Origin of the sequence: Pseudomonas sp. MONT-RG-20F-20-E-7-02 (assembly GCF_022662395.1) — a bacterium.
Lineage (GTDB): Bacteria > Pseudomonadota > Gammaproteobacteria > Pseudomonadales > Pseudomonadaceae > Aquipseudomonas.
Genome location: NZ_JAKNQN010000010.1, coordinates 36,326 through 52,646, shown reverse-complemented (window position 1 = coordinate 52,646; position 16,321 = coordinate 36,326). Strand labels below are relative to the sequence as shown.

Annotated in this window: 10 protein-coding genes; 7 read left to right on the top strand and 3 right to left on the bottom strand. The window is 61.5% G+C overall.

Annotation, left to right across the window (positions count from 1 at the left end; all coding sequences use genetic code 11):
- Nucleotides 1-14: 14 nt before the first annotated feature.
- A complete protein-coding gene (locus L8I05_RS24805; protein ID WP_242172064.1) occupies nt 15-1,304 on the bottom strand; it encodes a glycosyltransferase in 1,290 nt (429 codons plus the stop codon).
- A 172-nt stretch (nt 1,305-1,476) separates the two neighbouring features.
- On the opposite strand from L8I05_RS24805, the gene tpx reads away from it, so the two are divergent.
- From tpx to L8I05_RS24770, 7 genes are all read left to right on the top strand, one after another.
- Nucleotides 1,477-1,977 carry a thiol peroxidase gene (tpx, locus tag L8I05_RS24800; protein WP_197627918.1) on the top strand — a complete coding sequence of 167 codons (501 nt, stop codon included), beginning with the start codon at nt 1,477-1,479 and terminating at the stop codon, nt 1,975-1,977.
- A 229-nt stretch (nt 1,978-2,206) separates the two neighbouring features.
- Nucleotides 2,207-3,511, top strand: coding sequence for an MdtA/MuxA family multidrug efflux RND transporter periplasmic adaptor subunit (locus L8I05_RS24795; protein WP_242172056.1), 1,305 nt, complete (start codon nt 2,207-2,209; stop codon nt 3,509-3,511).
- Nucleotides 3,508-6,609 (top strand): MdtB/MuxB family multidrug efflux RND transporter permease subunit, encoded by a 3,102-nt coding sequence (locus L8I05_RS24790; protein WP_177018842.1) that lies wholly within the window; start codon nt 3,508-3,510, stop codon nt 6,607-6,609. Before L8I05_RS24795 ends, L8I05_RS24790 begins: the two co-directional genes overlap by 4 nt.
- Nucleotides 6,606-9,713 (top strand): efflux RND transporter permease subunit, encoded by a 3,108-nt coding sequence (locus L8I05_RS24785; protein WP_242172054.1) that lies wholly within the window; start codon nt 6,606-6,608, stop codon nt 9,711-9,713. The genes L8I05_RS24790 and L8I05_RS24785 overlap by 4 nt, the downstream gene beginning before the upstream one ends.
- Entirely contained in the window at nt 9,710-11,185 is a 1,476-nt protein-coding gene (locus L8I05_RS24780; protein WP_242172050.1) for an efflux transporter outer membrane subunit, read from the top strand. The genes L8I05_RS24785 and L8I05_RS24780 overlap by 4 nt, the downstream gene beginning before the upstream one ends.
- A gap of 222 nt (nt 11,186-11,407) precedes the next feature.
- Complete coding sequence (locus L8I05_RS24775) at nt 11,408-13,504, top strand: EAL domain-containing protein (RefSeq protein ID WP_242172045.1); 2,097 nt, start codon at nt 11,408-11,410, stop codon at nt 13,502-13,504.
- A 54-nt stretch (nt 13,505-13,558) separates the two neighbouring features.
- Nucleotides 13,559-14,305: an SDR family oxidoreductase gene (locus tag L8I05_RS24770; RefSeq protein ID WP_242172042.1), complete on the top strand. Its 747-nt coding sequence runs from the start codon at nt 13,559-13,561 to the stop codon at nt 14,303-14,305.
- A 12-nt stretch (nt 14,306-14,317) separates the two neighbouring features.
- Here L8I05_RS24770 and L8I05_RS24765 read toward each other — a convergent pair whose 3' ends face one another.
- Both L8I05_RS24765 and mapR read right to left on the bottom strand, forming a co-directional pair.
- Nucleotides 14,318-14,749, bottom strand: a complete 432-nt coding sequence (locus L8I05_RS24765) for a hypothetical protein (RefSeq protein WP_242172039.1) — start codon at nt 14,747-14,749, stop codon at nt 14,318-14,320.
- A 124-nt stretch (nt 14,750-14,873) separates the two neighbouring features.
- The gene (gene mapR, locus L8I05_RS24760) at nt 14,874-16,283 is read right to left on the bottom strand and encodes a GntR family transcriptional regulator MpaR (protein ID WP_177018848.1); all 1,410 of its coding nucleotides are present in this window, start codon (nt 16,281-16,283) and stop codon (nt 14,874-14,876) included.
- Between the last annotated feature and the right edge of the window lie 38 nt (nt 16,284-16,321).

Sequence of the window (16,321 nt, the reverse complement as noted above, 5' to 3'; positions counted from 1 at the left end):
GCCAGCGTCGGTGTTTATACGCTGCGGTTTTTCGCCTCGATCCACTGCGACATGTACTGCGTACTCTTGTGCGCGTGATGTCGCAGCATGCTGCCGATGAAGTTGTCCCGGCGATGGGCGGCAAGGTTACGACGGCACTGCTCCAGGCATTCAATCAGCGCCGGGCCGTGGATTGCGTGGTCGTAGCGACGGGCAAGCAACTGGCGGCCATCTTCCTGGGCCTGGGCCCAGCGCATCGGGTCCTGATACAACGCCACCGCAGCAGCGGCCAGCGCCTGTGCGCTGTGCTCGATTGCGCCCGGCCATGGTTGTTCATCGCCCATGCCTTCGGCGCCAATCGGCGTGGTGATGTTCGGCGTGCCGCAGAGCATGGCATCCGCCAGCTTGCCCTTGATGCCGGCACCAAAACGCAGCGGCGCCAGGCAGATACGCGCGGCGCTCATCACCTGCAACGCGTCTTCGGCCCAGTTCATGATGTGAAACCCCTGGGCGGGGTTGTGCAGGGCAGTGGCCTTGGGCGGCGTGTAGGAACCGTAAATGTGCAGTTGGGCGCCGGGCAATTGCTGGCGGATCAACGGCCAGAGGCTGTTCTTCATCCATAGCACCGCATCCCAGTTGGGCGCGTGGCGGAAATTGCCGATGCTGAGAAAGTGTGCACGCTCTTCAAAGGGCGCGAAGGCCTCGGCCGGTGGTGTCAGCATCAGCGGGCACCAGTGGAGCAGGGCGGCGGGCACCTTGAACTGTTCGGTGAGCAGCCGGGCTTCGACGTCGGAGATCATCAAGTTGATGTCGCAGCGTAAAATCGCCGCGATCTCGCGCTTGGCCACGTCCGTGTCGGCCATCAACTGGAATTCTTCCACCAGCGCCGGGGCGAACAGTGCGCTGAAGTCGTCGTTGTGAGGGTGTGCCTTGAGATGCTCCTTGAGGCGCTGCTGGCGCGCGTCGCGCAGGCTTTGCAGGTCGCAGGTCTCCAGCACACGCAGGGCATCAGGGCAGTGTTTTTCGACGCGCCAGCCGAACTGTTCCTCCATCATGAAACGGTCGAACAGCACGATATCCGGGGCCAGCTCGCGGATAAAATCATCGAAGCTGCTGTTATTGAGTTCGATGGCGCACTCATGGATGCCCAGTGCCGGCAAGTCGGCCTTGTGTTCGCCAACGGTCGCGGGGCTTGCGAAGGTAACGTCCCAACCTTGTGTCAGAAACGTTTCGAGAATCTGCATCATGTGCCCGCCGGCGGCCGAGGAGCGGGGTTCCGGCCAGACATAACCAATGACCAGGACTTTAGTGGCGGGCTGATTCATCAACAACGGATTCCTTGAGGGCTGGGTGAAAAGCGCGCAATTAAACCATAGCCGCCGTTAACAAGGCGCAGGCAGGACAATTTACGTTCGGCCATAGGTAGCCACGGCAGTTTGTGGTTAACTTCTGCCTCTCGAATTCGTTTTAATCAAACCCAGCATAAGGATTCCGTTCATGGCTCAAGTCACCCTTCGTGGTAACCCTGTCCAGGTTGAAGGCGAATTGCCGAAAACCGGTTCCACCGCCCCAGAGTTCGCCCTGACCACCGTTGATCTGTCCGAAGCAACTCTGGAAACCTTCGCCGGCAAGCGCAAAGTGTTGAACATCTTCCCAAGCGTTGACACCCCAACCTGCGCGACCTCGGTACGCAAGTTCAACGCCCAGGCCAACGACGTCAACAATACCGTCGTACTGTGCATCTCCTCAGACCTGCCGTTTGCCCAGAAGCGTTTCTGCGGTACCGAAGGTCTGGACAACGTGCTGAGCCTGTCGGATTTCCGCAACGCCGACTTCGCCGTTGACTACGGTGTGTCTATCGCTGAAGGCCCGCTGCAGGGCCTGACCGCCCGTGCCGTGGTCGTACTGGACGAAAACAACAACGTGCTGCACAGCGAACTGGTCAGCGAAATCGGTCAAGAGCCGAACTACGAAGCGGCCCTGGCTGTTTTGAAGTAACTGTTTCAGCGCATTACTGTCTTTTCGCAGTAACACGCTTGATAGATGATTGCGGCCTGGCCTAGTCCAGGCCGTTTTCATTTGGCGTCAGCGGTTTAGCGAAATAGCGGACGGACTAAGCTCAGAAGTTAAAAGTTGTAATCCAAGGTAAATAGCCGGTAAAGGCGCTTTTCTTAAGGCGCCCCAGTGCTTATCTTTCAGCCTCCCAAAGTAGAAGCTCTCGCGCCCAATGGTTGATCACTCCATGCAATCCTCCCCCCGCAACTCCCGCCGCTGGCTGTTCGGCCTGCTCGTGCTGCTGGTTATCGCCGGCCTGTGCTGGAAATTCTGGCCTGGCAGCCATAAGGATGCCGCCGAGAAGAAACCGGCCGGGCACGCCGGTAAATCGGGGATGATGCGCCCGGGCTTCGGTGGTTCTACCGGCCCGATTCCGGTGCGTGTGGCGCCGGCGGTCACGGGCGAGTTCCCGGTGTACTACAAGGCGTTGGGCACGGTGACCGCGCTCAACACCATCAATGTACGCAGCCGGGTGGGCGGAGAACTGGTGAAGATCGCCTTTGAAGAAGGGCAGATGGTCAAGGCCGGCGACCTGCTGGCGGAAATCGACCCGCGCAGCTACCAGAACGCCTTGCTCCAGGCCCAGGGCACGCTGATGCAGAACCAGGCACAGTTGAAAAACGCCCAGGTCGATGTGCAGCGTTACCGCGACCTGTATGCCCAGGACAGTATTGCCAAGCAGACCCTGGACACCGCCGAAGCGTTGGTCCTGCAATACCAGGGCACGGTCAAGACCAACCAGGGTGCGGTGGACGACGCCAAGCTCAACCTCGAATTCACCAAGATCCGTGCGCCGATCAGCGGCCGCGTCGGCCTGCGCCAGGTCGACGTCGGCAACCTGGTGGCTGCCAACGACACCACCTTCCTGGCGGTGATCACCCAGACCCAGCCGATCAGCGTGGTCTTCACCCTGCCGGAAAATACACTCGACACCGTGCTCACTCGTTACCACGCCGGCAACAAGCTGCCGGTGGAAGCCTGGGACCGTGGCGACGCGAAACTACAGGCCGTCGGTGTGCTGCAGAGTCTGGACAACCAGATCGACGTGACCACCGGCACCCTGAAATTCAAGGGCCGTTTCGATAACAAGGACCAGGCGCTGTTCCCCAACCAGTTCGTCAACGTGCACCTGCTCGCCGACACCTTGCACAACGTGGTGCTGGCGCCGTCCGCTGCAATCCAGTTCGGCAACAATGGCACCTTTGTCTACAAGCTCGATGGCGACAAGAAGGTCAAGGTCCAGCCGCTGGTAGTCGGCGATACCGATGGCGACAATACCGTGATCAAGGAAGGCCTGGCCGCCGGCGACCGCGTGGTACTGGAAGGCACCGACCGCTTGAAGGACGGCAGCGACATCGAAGTGGTCAACGACAGCAGCGAAGTGCCGACCACGCCGACCGAACACCTGCAAGGCAAGCCCGCCGCAAAAGGGGAGACCGGCGCTAACGCCGGCAAGGCGCAAAAGGTCGGGTCATGAACCTGTCGCGACTGTTTATCCTTCGCCCGGTTGCCACCACGCTGAGCATGCTGGCCATTGTCTTGGCCGGTATCATTTCCTATCGCTTGCTGCCGGTTTCGGCCTTGCCCCAGGTGGATTACCCGACCATCCGGGTGATGACCCTGTACCCCGGCGCCAGCCCGGATGTGATGACCAGCGCGGTGACGGCGCCGCTTGAGCGTCAGTTCGGGCAAATGCCCGGCCTGACCCAGATGGCGTCCACCAGCTCGGGCGGCGCGTCGGTGCTCACGCTGCGGTTCAACCTCGACATCAATATGGACGTTGCCGAGCAACAGGTGCAGGCCGCGATCAACGCCGCGACCAACCTGCTGCCCAAGGATTTACCGGCGCCGCCGGTGTACAACAAGGTCAACCCGGCAGACACCCCGGTGCTGACCCTGGCGATTACCTCCAAGACCATGTTGCTGCCCAAGTTGAATGACTTGGTGGACACACGCATGGCGCAAAAAATCGCGCAGATCAGTGGCGTCGGCATGGTCAGCATTGCCGGTGGCCAGCGCCAGGCCGTGCGCATCAAGGTTAACCCCGAGGCCCTGGCCGCCAATGGCTTGAACCTGTCGGACGTGCGCACCTTGATCGCGGCGTCCAACGTCAACCAGCCCAAGGGTAACTTCGACGGCCCGACGCGGGTGTCGATGCTCGACGCCAACGACCAGTTGGTCTCGCCCCAGCAATACGCCGAATTGATCCTGGCCTACAACAATGGCGCACCGTTGCGCCTTAAAGACGTGGCACAGATTGTCGACGGCGCCGAAAACGAGCGGCTCGCCGCCTGGGCCAATGAAAACCAGGCCGTGCTGCTGAATATCCAGCGCCAGCCGGGCGCCAACGTGATTGAGGTGGTCGACCGCATCAAGGCGTTGCTGCCGAGCATCACCGACAACCTGCCGGCCGGTCTGGACGTGACGGTGCTCACCGACCGTACCCAGACCATCCGCGCCTCGGTCACCGATGTGCAACACGAATTGCTCATCGCCATTGCCTTGGTGGTGATGGTGACGTTCCTGTTCCTGCGCCGTGTCAGCGCGACCATCATTCCGTCGATTGCCGTACCGCTGTCGCTGATCGGCACCTTTGGCGTGATGTACCTGGCGGGTTTCTCCATCAACAACCTGACGCTGATGGCCCTGACCATCGCCACCGGGTTTGTGGTGGACGATGCCATCGTGATGCTGGAGAACATTTCGCGGTACATCGAGGAGGGCGAGACGCCGCTCAATGCTGCGCTCAAGGGCGCCAAGCAGATCGGCTTTACCCTGATTTCCCTGACCTTGTCGCTGATCGCTGTATTGATCCCGCTGCTGTTCATGGCGGACGTGGTGGGGCGGCTGTTCCGCGAGTTCGCCATCACACTGGCGGTGGCGATCCTGATTTCACTGGTGGTCTCGCTGACCCTGACGCCGATGATGTGCGCGCGGTTGCTCAAGCGCGAACCCAAGGAAGAAGACCAGAGCCGCTTCTACAAGGCCAGCGGCGCCTGGATCGACTGGTTGATCGCGCGTTACGCAAGCATGTTGCAGTGGGTGCTCAAGCACCAGCCGCTGACCTTGCTGGTGGCTATCGCGACCCTTGGCCTGACCGTGGTGCTGTATCTGGTGGTGCCCAAGGGCTTTTTCCCGGTGCAGGACACCGGCGTGATCCAGGGTATTTCCGAGGCACCGCAGTCGATTTCGTTTGCGGCCATGAGCCAGCGTCAACAGGAGTTGGCCAAGGTCATCCTGGCTGACCCGGCGGTGGAAAGCCTGTCGTCCTATATTGGCGTGGATGGCGATAACGCCACCCTCAATAGCGGGCGTTTGTTGATCAACCTCAAGGCCCACGGCCAGCGCGACTTGAGCGCGGCCCAGGTGATTACGCGGCTGCAGCCACAAATCGACAAGCTGGTGGGTATTCGCCTGTTCATGCAGCCGGTGCAGGACCTGACCATCGAAGACCGTGTGAGCCGCACCCAGTACCAGTTCAGCATGTCGTCGCCCGACGCCGAGTTGCTGGCGCTGTGGAGCGACAAACTGGTACACGCCCTCAGCCAGTTGCCGGAACTCACCGACGTCGCCAGCGACCTTCAGGACAAAGGCCTGCAAGTGTTCCTGGTGATCGACCGCGATGCGGCTTCGCGCCTGGGCGTGAGTGTGTCGACCATCACCGATGCGCTGTACGACGCTTTCGGCCAACGGCAGATTTCCACCATCTACACCCAGGCCAGCCAGTACCGCGTGGTGCTGCAGGCCCAGTCCGGTGAAACCCTCGGGCCGGCGGCGCTGAACCAGATTCATGTGAAAACCACCGACGGCGGCCAGGTGCGCCTGTCGAGCCTGGCCCATGTGGAGCAGCGCCAGGCGCAGCTGGCGATTGCGCACATCGGCCAGTTCCCGGCGGTGATGATGTCGTTCAACCTGGCCCCCGGTGTCGCGCTGGGCAAAGGCGTGGAGCTGATCAACCAGACCCAGAAGGACATCGGCATGCCGGTTGGCGTGCAGACTCAGTTCCAGGGCGCGGCGCAGGCATTTGAGGCGTCGCTGTCGAGCACCTTGCTGCTGATCCTGGCGGCGGTGGTGACCATGTACATCGTGCTCGGTGTGCTCTACGAGAGTTATATCCACCCGATCACCATCCTGTCGACCTTGCCGTCGGCAGCGGTGGGCGCCTTGCTGGCGTTGCTGCTCAGTGGCAATGACCTGGGCATGATCGCGATCATCGGCATCATCCTGCTGATCGGTATCGTGAAGAAGAACGCGATCATGATGATCGACTTCGCCCTCGACGCCGAACGCAACCAGGGCCTCGACCCGCAGACGGCGATCTATCAAGCCGCGCTGTTGCGTTTCCGGCCCATCCTGATGACCACCCTGGCAGCCTTGTTCGGTGCGGTGCCGTTGATGTTGGCCACCGGCTCCGGCGCCGAGTTGCGCCAGCCGTTGGGCCTGGTGATGGTCGGCGGGTTGCTGGTGAGCCAGGTACTGACCCTGTTCACGACGCCGGTGATCTACCTGTACTTCGACCGTTTGGGCCGTCGCTGGCGCAAAGAGCCGCAGAGCCTGGAGCCGGTTGAGTCATGAACCTGTCCGGACCGTTCATTCGCCGGCCGGTAGCGACCATGCTGCTGAGCCTGGCGATCATGCTGCTCGGTGGCGTCAGCTTCAATTTGCTGCCGGTGTCGCCACTGCCACAGATCGACTTCCCGGTGATCGTGGTGTCGGCCAGCTTGCCCGGTGCCAGCCCCGAAGTGATGGCGTCCACCGTGGCCACGCCGCTGGAGCGTTCGTTCGGCGCGATTTCCGGCATCACCACCATGAGCAGCTCATCGAGCCAGGGCTCGACGCGGGTGATCCTGGCGTTCGACTCCGACCGTGATATCAACGGCGCGGCCCGCGAAGTGCAGGCAGCCATCAACGCCTCGCGCAACCTGCTGCCCAGCGGCATGCGCAGCATGCCGACCTACAAGAAGATCAACCCGTCCCAGGCACCGATCATGGTGCTGTCGCTGACCTCCGACGTGCTGCAAAAGGGCGAGTTGTACGACTTGGCCTCGACCATCCTTTCGCAAAGCCTGTCCCAGGTGCCGGGCGTGGGTGAAGTGCAGATCGGCGGCAGCTCCTTGCCGGCGGTACGCATCGAGCTGGAGCCCAAGGCCCTCGACCAGTACGGCGTGGCCCTCGACGACGTGCGTAACACCATCGCCAACGCCAACCAGCGCCGACCCAAAGGCTCTCTTGAAGACAGCGAGCGTAACTGGCAGATCCAGGCCAACGACCAACTGGAAAAGGCCAAGGATTACGAGCCGCTGCTGATTCGTTACCAGAACGGCGCCGCCTTGCGCCTGGGCGACGTGGCGAAGATCAGCGACGGCGTGGAAGACCGCTATAACAGCGGCTTTTTCAACAATGACGCGGCGGTGCTGCTGGTGATCAACCGCCAGTCCGGCGCCAACATCATCGAGACGGTCCGGCAGATCAAGGCACAGTTACCGGCGTTGCAGGCGGTGTTGCCGTCCAGCGTCAAGCTCAACCTGGCCATGGACCGTTCGCCGGTGATCACCGCCACCTTGCATGAAGCCGAGATGACCTTGCTGATTGCCGTGGCCCTTGTGGTGCTGGTGGTGTACCTGTTCCTGGGCAATTTCCGCGCGTCCCTGATCCCGACCCTGGCGGTGCCGGTGTCGCTGGTGGGCACCTTTGCGGTGATGTACCTGTTCGGCTTCTCGTTGAACAACTTCTCGCTGATGGCGCTGATCCTGGCCACCGGCCTGGTGGTGGACGATGCCATCGTGGTGCTGGAGAACATTTCGCGACACATCGACGATGGCGTGCCGCCGATGAAGGCGGCTTACCTGGGGGCGCAGGAAGTCGGCTTTACCTTGTTGTCGATGAACGTGTCGCTGGTGGCGGTGTTCCTGTCCATCCTGTTTATGGGCGGTATCGTTACCAACCTGTTCCGCGAGTTTTCCATCACCTTGTCGGCGGCGATCATCGTCTCGCTGATCGTGTCGCTGACCTTGACCCCGATGCTCTGCGCGCGCTGGCTCAAGCCGCATGTCAAAGGCCACATGACCGGTTTGCAGCGCTGGAGCCACAGCATCAACGAGCGCATGGTCGCGGCCTATGCGACCAGCCTGGACTGGGTGCTGCGCCATCGGCGCCTGACCCTGCTCAGCCTGTTGCTCACCGTGGGCGTGAACATCGCGCTGTACGTGGTGGTGCCGAAAACCTTCATGCCGCAGCAGGACACCGGCCAGTTGATCGGGTTTGTGCGCGGCGACGACGGGCTGTCATTCAACGTGATGCAGCCAAAGATGGAGACCTTCCGCAAGGCGGTGCTCAAGGACCCGGCGGTGCTCAGCGTGGCCGGCTTTATTGGCGGCAACAACGGCACCAACAACGCCGTGATGCTGGTGCGCCTCAAGCCGATTGCCGAGCGCAAGATCTCGGCCCAGGCGGTGATCGAGCGTATTCGCAAGGAAGTACCGCTGGTGCCGGGCGGGCGCTTGTTCCTGATGGCCGACCAGGACCTGCAATTTGGCGGCAGTCGCGACCAGACCAGCGCGCAGTATTCCTACATCCTGCAAAGTGGTGACCTGGCGGCGTTGCGCCTGTGGTATCCGAAAGTGGTCGCCGCGTTGCGCGAGCTGCCTGAGCTGACCGCCATCGACGCCCGTGAAGGCCGTGGTGCAGCGCAGGTAACGCTGGTGGTCGACCGTGACCAGGCCAAGCGCCTGGGCATCGACATGAGCATGGTCACGGCGGTGTTGAACAATGCCTACAGCCAACGGCAGATTTCCACCATCTACGACAGCCTCAACCAGTACCAGGTGGTGATGGAGGTCAACCCGAAATACGCCCAGGACCCGATTACCCTGAACCAGATGCAGGTGATCACCTCCACTGGCGCACGGGTGCCGTTGTCGACCATTGCCCATTACGAAAACAGCCTGGCTGACGACCGCGTCAGCCACGAAGGCCAATTCGCCTCGGAAAACATTGCCTTCGACATGTCGCCCGGGGTGACGGTGGAGCAGGGCACGGCCGCCATCGAACGGGCGATTGCCAAGGTGGGCTTGCCTGAAGATGTGATCGCCAAAATGGCCGGCACCGCCGATGCGTTTGCGGCAACCCAGAAAGGCCAGCCGTTCATGATCCTCGGCGCGCTGGTGGCGGTGTACCTGGTGCTGGGCATTCTGTATGAAAGCTACATTCACCCGCTGACGATTCTTTCGACCTTGCCGTCGGCCGGTGTCGGCGCGTTGCTCTCGATCTACCTGCTGGGCGGCGAGTTCAGCCTGATCTCGTTGCTGGGGCTGTTCCTGCTGATCGGGGTGGTGAAGAAGAACGCCATCCTGATGATCGACCTGGCACTGCAGTTGGAGCGCCATGACGGCATGAGCCCGCTGGAATCGATTCGCAGCGCCTGCCTGTTGCGGCTGCGGCCGATCCTGATGACCACGCTCGCCGCCATTCTCGGCGCCTTGCCGTTGCTGCTCGGCTCGGGCGACGGCGCAGAAATGCGCCAGCCCCTGGGCCTGACCATTATCGGCGGCCTGGTGTTCAGCCAGATCCTGACCCTTTACACCACCCCGGTGGTTTACCTCTATCTTGACCGCGCGCGCCACCGCTTCAACGCTTGGCGCGGTGTGCGTACCGATGCTGCCTTGGACACTGCACTATGACCGATTCAACGCTTGCCAAATTGGCCATGAGCATGCCCCGTGGCTCCCGTGTCGCCAGCCTGGTGCTGTGTGTGGCTTTGCTCAGCGCTTGCGCCATCGGCCCCGATTACAAACGGCCGGACGTGATCGAACCGGCGCAATTCAAGGAGGCCCAGGGCTGGACTCAGGCGACACCCAGCGATTCGCTGGCGCGTGGCGCCTGGTGGGAGCTGTACGGCGATCGCCAGTTGAATGACCTGGTCACGCGTCTGAATACTTCCAACCAGACCGTGGCCCAGGCCGAAGCGCGTTTTCGCCAGGCCCAGGCCCAGGTGCGCAGCGCGCGCGGTGCATTTTTCCCCACCGTGGACCTGAGCGCCGGGAAAACCCGCGCCAGCCAAGGCACTGGCAGCAGTAGCGCGAGCCTCAGCAGTTCCAGCAGCGGTATCCGCGACACCCTCAACGCGCAATTGGGCGTGAGTTGGGAGGCGGATGTGTGGGGCAAACTGCGCCGTGGCCTGGAAGCCAATGAAGCCACGGCCGAGGCCAGCTCGGCAGACCTGGCGGCGATGCGTTTGAGCCAGCAATCGGAACTGGTGCAGGACTATCTGCAACTGCGGGTCATGGATCAACAGACCCGGTTGTTGCAGGCCACGCTGGACACCTATCAGCGTTCGCTGAAAATGACCGAAAACCAATACCGCGCGGGCGTCTCCGGCAAAGATGCGATTGCCCAGGCGCAAACCCAGCTCAAGACCACCCAGGCGAGCCTGATTGATCTGATCTGGCAGCGGGCCCAGTTGGAGAACGCGATTGCGGTATTGATCGGTGAGGCACCGGCCAATTTCAACTTGGCAGTGAGCAAGGACATCCCGGCGTTGCCACAGATTCCTGTGAGCCTGCCGTCGCAATTGCTGGAACGTCGTCCGGACATCGCCTCGGCGGAGCGTTCGGTGATTGCCGCGAATGCGAATATCGGTGTGGCCAAGGCGGCTTATTATCCGGATTTGACCTTGAGTTTGGCGGGTGGGTATTCCAGCAGCACTTATGCCGATTGGATCAGCTTGCCGAATCGCTTCTGGTCGGTGGGGCCGAAGTTGGCGATGACCTTGTTCGACGGCGGGCAGCGGTCGGCGGAGGTTGATCGGACGGTGGCGTCCTACGATGAGACGGTGGCGAAGTATCGCCAGACAGTACTGGATGGCTTCCGTGAAGTGGAAAACTACATGGTGCAGTTGAAGGTACTTGAAGACGAGGCGGTGGTGAGCAATGAAGCCTTGGAGGCGGCGCGGGAGTCGCTGCGGTTGACCGAAAACCAGTACAAGGCCGGGCTGATTGCTTATCTGGATGTGGTGACGGTGCAGGCGACGGCGCTGAGTAACGAGCGCACGGTGCTGACGTTGCTGCAGACACGGTTGGTGGCGAGTGTGCAGTTGATTGCAGCGTTGGGTGGTGGTTGGGATGGGCAGACTGCTCTGACGCAGAAGAAATGACCGAGTGCACATCGTCCTGATCTACTGAGATCCCACATTTGATTGAGTACAGCCTCAGGGAACAGTCCCACCCCCAACATTTCCCAGTCATTAGATTGGCGTCAAAACGCCACTAATGGCCCTGTGATAATTAATCAACTGTCCAATAATTATTCTCGCTACAATCGCCCGCTTTGCCATCTGGCACGGGCGTTCCACGCCCGTCAGTTCTGAGAAATCCCCATGCTGATCGGTAGCTATTCCCCCTCCCTGGTGGTGATTTCACTGTTCGTCGCGATCCTGGCGTCCTACACCGCGCTGGACCTGGCCGGCCGCATCGCGACCGCCAAAGGCCGCGCCGTCTATGGGTGGATCGCGGGCGGTGCATTGGCGATGGGCGTCGGTGTCTGGTCGATGCACTTTATTGGCATGTTGGCCTTGCGCCTGCCATTTGCCCTCGGGTTTGACCTGGGTATCACCACGCTGTCGCTACTGATTGCGGTGTTGTCCAGCGGCTTCGCCTTATGGCTGGTCAGCCAACCCCGTCTGCCGGCATGGCAGTTGGCGTTTGGCGCGCTGATCATGGGGGCAGGTATCAGCAGCATGCACTACACCGGCATGGCCGCCATGCGCATGACCCCCGGTATCGATTACGACCCAACCCTGTTTGGTGCTTCGTTGCTGATTGCTGTCGGGGCCTCCGGCGCTGCGCTGTGGATCGCCTTCAACCTGCGTCGCAACACACCTTACGTGCGCCTGGCGCGTGGTGGCGCAGCCGTGGTGATGGGCATTGCGATTGTGGGCATGCACTACACCGGCATGGCCGCCGCGCAGTTTGATGACAACAGTTTCTGCGGCGCCGCGTTGACGGGGCTCAGCGGCAAGGGCCTGGACAATCTGGTGCTGGTCACCAGCCTGGCGGTGTTGATCATCGCGCTGCTGACCTCGTTGCTCGACGCGCGCCTCGAAGCGCGCACCGCCGTACTCGCCGACTCCCTGACCCTGGCCAATCAGGAACTGACCCACCTGGCCCTGCACGACATGCTCACCGGCCTGCCCAATCGCACCTTGCTCGCCGACCGCATTCAGCAAGCCATCCAGGCCGTGAACGAGCAGGGCGGCTGCTTTGCCCTGATGTTTATTGACCTGGACGGCTTTAAACCGGTCAACGATGCCTTTGGTCATCACATGGGTGACCAATTGCTGCGCGAAGTGGGCTTGCGTCTGCGCGAGGATCTGCGCAGCCAGGACACGCTGGCACGCATCGGCGGTGATGAATTCGTGTTGCTGGTGCAATTGACCCAGCCGGACGATGCCATGGGCCTCGCCGAGCGCCAGGTCGGCCTGATCAATCGGGCGTTCACGGTGGCCGAGCATGAGCTGAAAATTTCCGCCAGCCTCGGCATCGCGCTGTACCCTGGCAATGGCGGCAACCCACAGGAACTGTTGATGAACGCCGACGCCGCGATGTACCACGCCAAGGGCATGGGCAAGAACGGCTACAGCTTCTTTGATGTGTCGATGAACACCAATGCGCGCAAACAACTGCAGTTGTTGCAGGACCTGCGCAATGCCCTTGAGCACAATCAACTGCGGCTGTATTACCAGCCCAAGTTCGACGCGCTCAGCGGTCTCCCGGTGGGTGCCGAGGCGCTGTTGCGCTGGGAGCATCCGCAGCAGGGCTTATTGTTGCCGGCCGCCTTTATCGAGTTGGCGGAGAAGTCCGGGTTGATCATCCCCATCGGCGAGTGGGTGCTGAATGAAGCCTGTCGTCAGATGCGCCTGTGGTACGCCCAGGGTTATGAAGACTGGCGCATCGCGGTGAACCTGTCGGCATTGCAGTTCTGCCATGCCGGGCTGGTCAAAAGTGTCGCCGCAGCGCTCGACCGCCATCAGTTGCCGGCCAATAGCCTGACCCTGGAAATCACTGAAACTACTGCCATGAGCGATGCCGACGCGAGCATGACGGTATTGCAGGAGCTGTCGGACATGGGCGTTGACCTGTCCATCGACGATTTCGGCACCGGCTATTCCAGCCTGATGTACCTCAAGCGCCTGCCGGCCAACGAACTGAAGATAGACCGCGGTTTTGTCCGCGACCTGGAACACGACAGCGACGACGCTGCCATCGTCTCGGCCATCGTTGCCCTCGGCCAGGCCCTTGGCCTGCGGATTGTCGCCGAAGGCGTAGAGACCGATATGCAACAGCGTTTCCTGACGCGCTTGGGTTGCAACGCTCTGCAAGGCTACTTGCTGGGGCATCCCCTGCCGGCCGACGGTTTCATGGCCGACATCCTGCGGGCCGAAGCTGCAGCAGCGCCTGACAAAAGCCGTGGGTGACGGGTATTCTTGGATCCAACCTTAAACAAATGGTTGAATCAGGAGACCGCACGCATGGACAAAGTCGTCATCATCACCGGGGGCAGCCGTGGTATCGGCGCCGAGACGGCATTGCTGGCCGCCCGCGAGGGTTACCGCATCTGCATCAACTATCAGTCTGACGAAGCAGCCGCCCACCGTGTGCTGGAGCAGGTTCGTGGCCTGGGTGCCCAGGCGATCGCGGTGCGTGCGGACGTCAGCATCGAGGATGAGGTTATTGCGCTGTTCCACCGCGTGGACGCTGAGCTGGGGCGTGTCACCGCGCTGGTCAATAACGCCGGCACCGTCGGGCAAAAATCGCGGGTTGATGAGATGTCCGAATTCCGCATCCTGAAAATCCTGAAGACCAATGTGCTGGGGCCGATCCTGTGCGCCAAGCACGCGGTGCTGCGCATGTCGCCCAAACATGGCGGGCAGGGCGGCAGTATCGTCAACGTGTCGTCGGTGGCCGCACGCCTGGGTTCGCCGGGCGAATACGTCGACTACGCCGCCTCCAAAGGCGCGCTGGACACCTTCACCCTTGGCCTGTCGAAAGAGGTGGCGGGTGAGGGCATTCGCGTCAACGCCGTGCGCCCTGGCTATATCTTTACCGACTTCCACGCCCTCAGCGGCGACCCGGACCGCGTCAGCAAACTGGAATCCGGTATCCCCATGGCCCGTGGCGGGCGCCCGGATGAAGTGGCGGAAGCGATTATCTGGTTGCTGTCGGACAAGGCTTCGTACGCCACGGGTACATTCCTGGATTTGGGCGGCGGTCGTTAACGTGTTGCCTGATCAGGTTGGCAGATAGCGCAGCGTTTCATAGCCGTGCCAGGAAAACTGCTGGAGCAGCGAGGCTTCCGAGTTGTGCAGGTTGCCAAAGCCGTCTTCGGAAAACCCGTCGATATAGCCGTTGCGGCTATGGCTGGCGTTCAGGGTTCGGTCGTCCACGTTATCGATAAAGCGCAGTACCTTGTCGAGGTCGTAGGCCGCATCGGCCCTGGCTTGCGGATCGGGGTTGGCATCCGTCCAGTCACCGACCTGCTTTTTGAGGTCTTCACCCACCTGGTAATGATCGCGGCCTTCCAGGAAGCGTTTCATGACCCGGCTTTGCTCGATAATCCGTTCTGCCGAGCGGTGGTCGCCGGGTGGCCGGCCCATGGGGCCGGTCATTTCGCGCACTTGATTTTGCTCCGCTGCACGCATGTAGTTGGGTGGGACAGGCAAGGGATTAAAACCTGAGGGCGATAAGGGGTTCATAAAAATCCTTGATGTTGACTAAGAAAACGCACATTCCAGTGTGGGAAAAGTGCGCCTTCCTATGTGGTCCAGGCTTCGATTTGGTTCCAGCTCAAAAAGAGCGAACGATCCGCCCCAGCGTCTCCATCGCCTTCTCCGACGCCTCAGTCCAGGGGCTGCCATAGTTCAAGCGGATGCAGTTGCGAAAGCGCTGGGTCGCCGAGAAAATCGGCCCCGGCGCAATACTGATGCCCTGGGCCAGGGCCATCTGGAACAACTTCAACGAATCGGTCTTTTCCGGCAGTTCCAGCCACAGAAAGTACCCGCCGGCCGGCTGGCTGACCCGTGTCTGTGCCGGGAAGTAACGCGCGATGGCCGCGAGCATGGCGCTTTGCTGTTCTTCCAGAGCGTAACGTAATTTGCGCAGGTGCCGGTCATAGCCGCCATGTTGCAGGTAGTCGGCAATTGCCGCCTGGGCGGGCATCGAGGGGCACAGTGAGGTCATCAGTTTCAAACGCTCGACTTTCTGCGCATAGCGCCCGGCCGCCACCCAGCCGACGCGGTAACCCGGGGCCAGGCTCTTGGCAAAGGAGCCGCAGTGCATGACCAGGCCTTCGGTGTCGAAGGCCTTGGCCGGCTTCGGCGCCTGTTGCCCGTAATACAGCTCCGCATACACATCGTCTTCGATCAGCGGGACTTGGTGGCTGCGCAGCAGTTCTACCAGTGCTTGTTTTTTCGCCTCCGGCACCGTGGCACCCATGGGATTCTGGAAACTGGTCATGGCCCAGCAGGCCTTGATCGGGTAGCGCTCAAGGCTTTGTGCCAAGGCGTTGAGGTCGATACCGTCGCGCGGGTGCACGGGGATTTCCACGGCCTTGAGCTTCAAGCGCTCCAGCACTTGCAGACAGGCATAAAACGCCGGTGCTTCAATCGCCACCAGGTCGCCGGGCTCGGTCACCGCCTGCAGGCACAGGTTCAGCGCTTCCAGGGCGCCGTTGGTGATGAGCAATTCTTCCATGGGCAGCATCAGCCCACCGACCATGTAGCGCAGGGCAATCTGCCGGCGCAATTGCGGGTTGCCGGGTGACATGTCGGTGACCACCAGGCGCGGGTCCATCTCACGGCTGGCACTGGCCAGGGAGCGCGCCAGGCGTGGCAGCGGAAACAGCATCGGGCTGGGGAAGGCCGAGCCGAAGGGCACGGTGTTGGGGTCTTTGATGGAATCGAGCACCGAAAACACCAGCTCACTCACGTCCACTTCAGTGGACTCATGCACCTGCTCGCTCACCACCGGCTCGGAGAATGGGCTCGGCGCGTGGGTGTTGACGAAGTAACCGGAACGCGGCCGTGCGCGGATCAGGCCACGGCGCTCCAGCAGGTAGTAAGCCTGGAATACCGTGGACGGGCTGACGCCGTGGGTCTGGCTCGCATAGCGCACTGACGGCACGCGCTGGCCGGGCCCGAGGACGCCGGAGCGGATCAGTTCTGCGATGTCATCGGCGAATTTTTCGTAGCGTTTCATGAGGGCCTAATTAGCTTTCTAAAATTAAACGCAGGATT

Coding starts and splice junctions, on each gene's coding strand:
- L8I05_RS24805 (WP_242172064.1), bottom strand. CDS start 1,304: ATGAATCAGCCCGCCACTAAAGTCCTGGTCATTGGTTATGTCTGGCCG.
- tpx (WP_197627918.1), top strand. CDS start 1,477: ATGGCTCAAGTCACCCTTCGTGGTAACCCTGTCCAGGTTGAAGGCGAA.
- L8I05_RS24795 (WP_242172056.1), top strand. CDS start 2,207: ATGGTTGATCACTCCATGCAATCCTCCCCCCGCAACTCCCGCCGCTGG.
- L8I05_RS24790 (WP_177018842.1), top strand. CDS start 3,508: ATGAACCTGTCGCGACTGTTTATCCTTCGCCCGGTTGCCACCACGCTG.
- L8I05_RS24785 (WP_242172054.1), top strand. CDS start 6,606: ATGAACCTGTCCGGACCGTTCATTCGCCGGCCGGTAGCGACCATGCTG.
- L8I05_RS24780 (WP_242172050.1), top strand. CDS start 9,710: ATGACCGATTCAACGCTTGCCAAATTGGCCATGAGCATGCCCCGTGGC.
- L8I05_RS24775 (WP_242172045.1), top strand. CDS start 11,408: ATGCTGATCGGTAGCTATTCCCCCTCCCTGGTGGTGATTTCACTGTTC.
- L8I05_RS24770 (WP_242172042.1), top strand. CDS start 13,559: ATGGACAAAGTCGTCATCATCACCGGGGGCAGCCGTGGTATCGGCGCC.
- mapR (WP_177018848.1), bottom strand. CDS start 16,283: ATGAAACGCTACGAAAAATTCGCCGATGACATCGCAGAACTGATCCGC.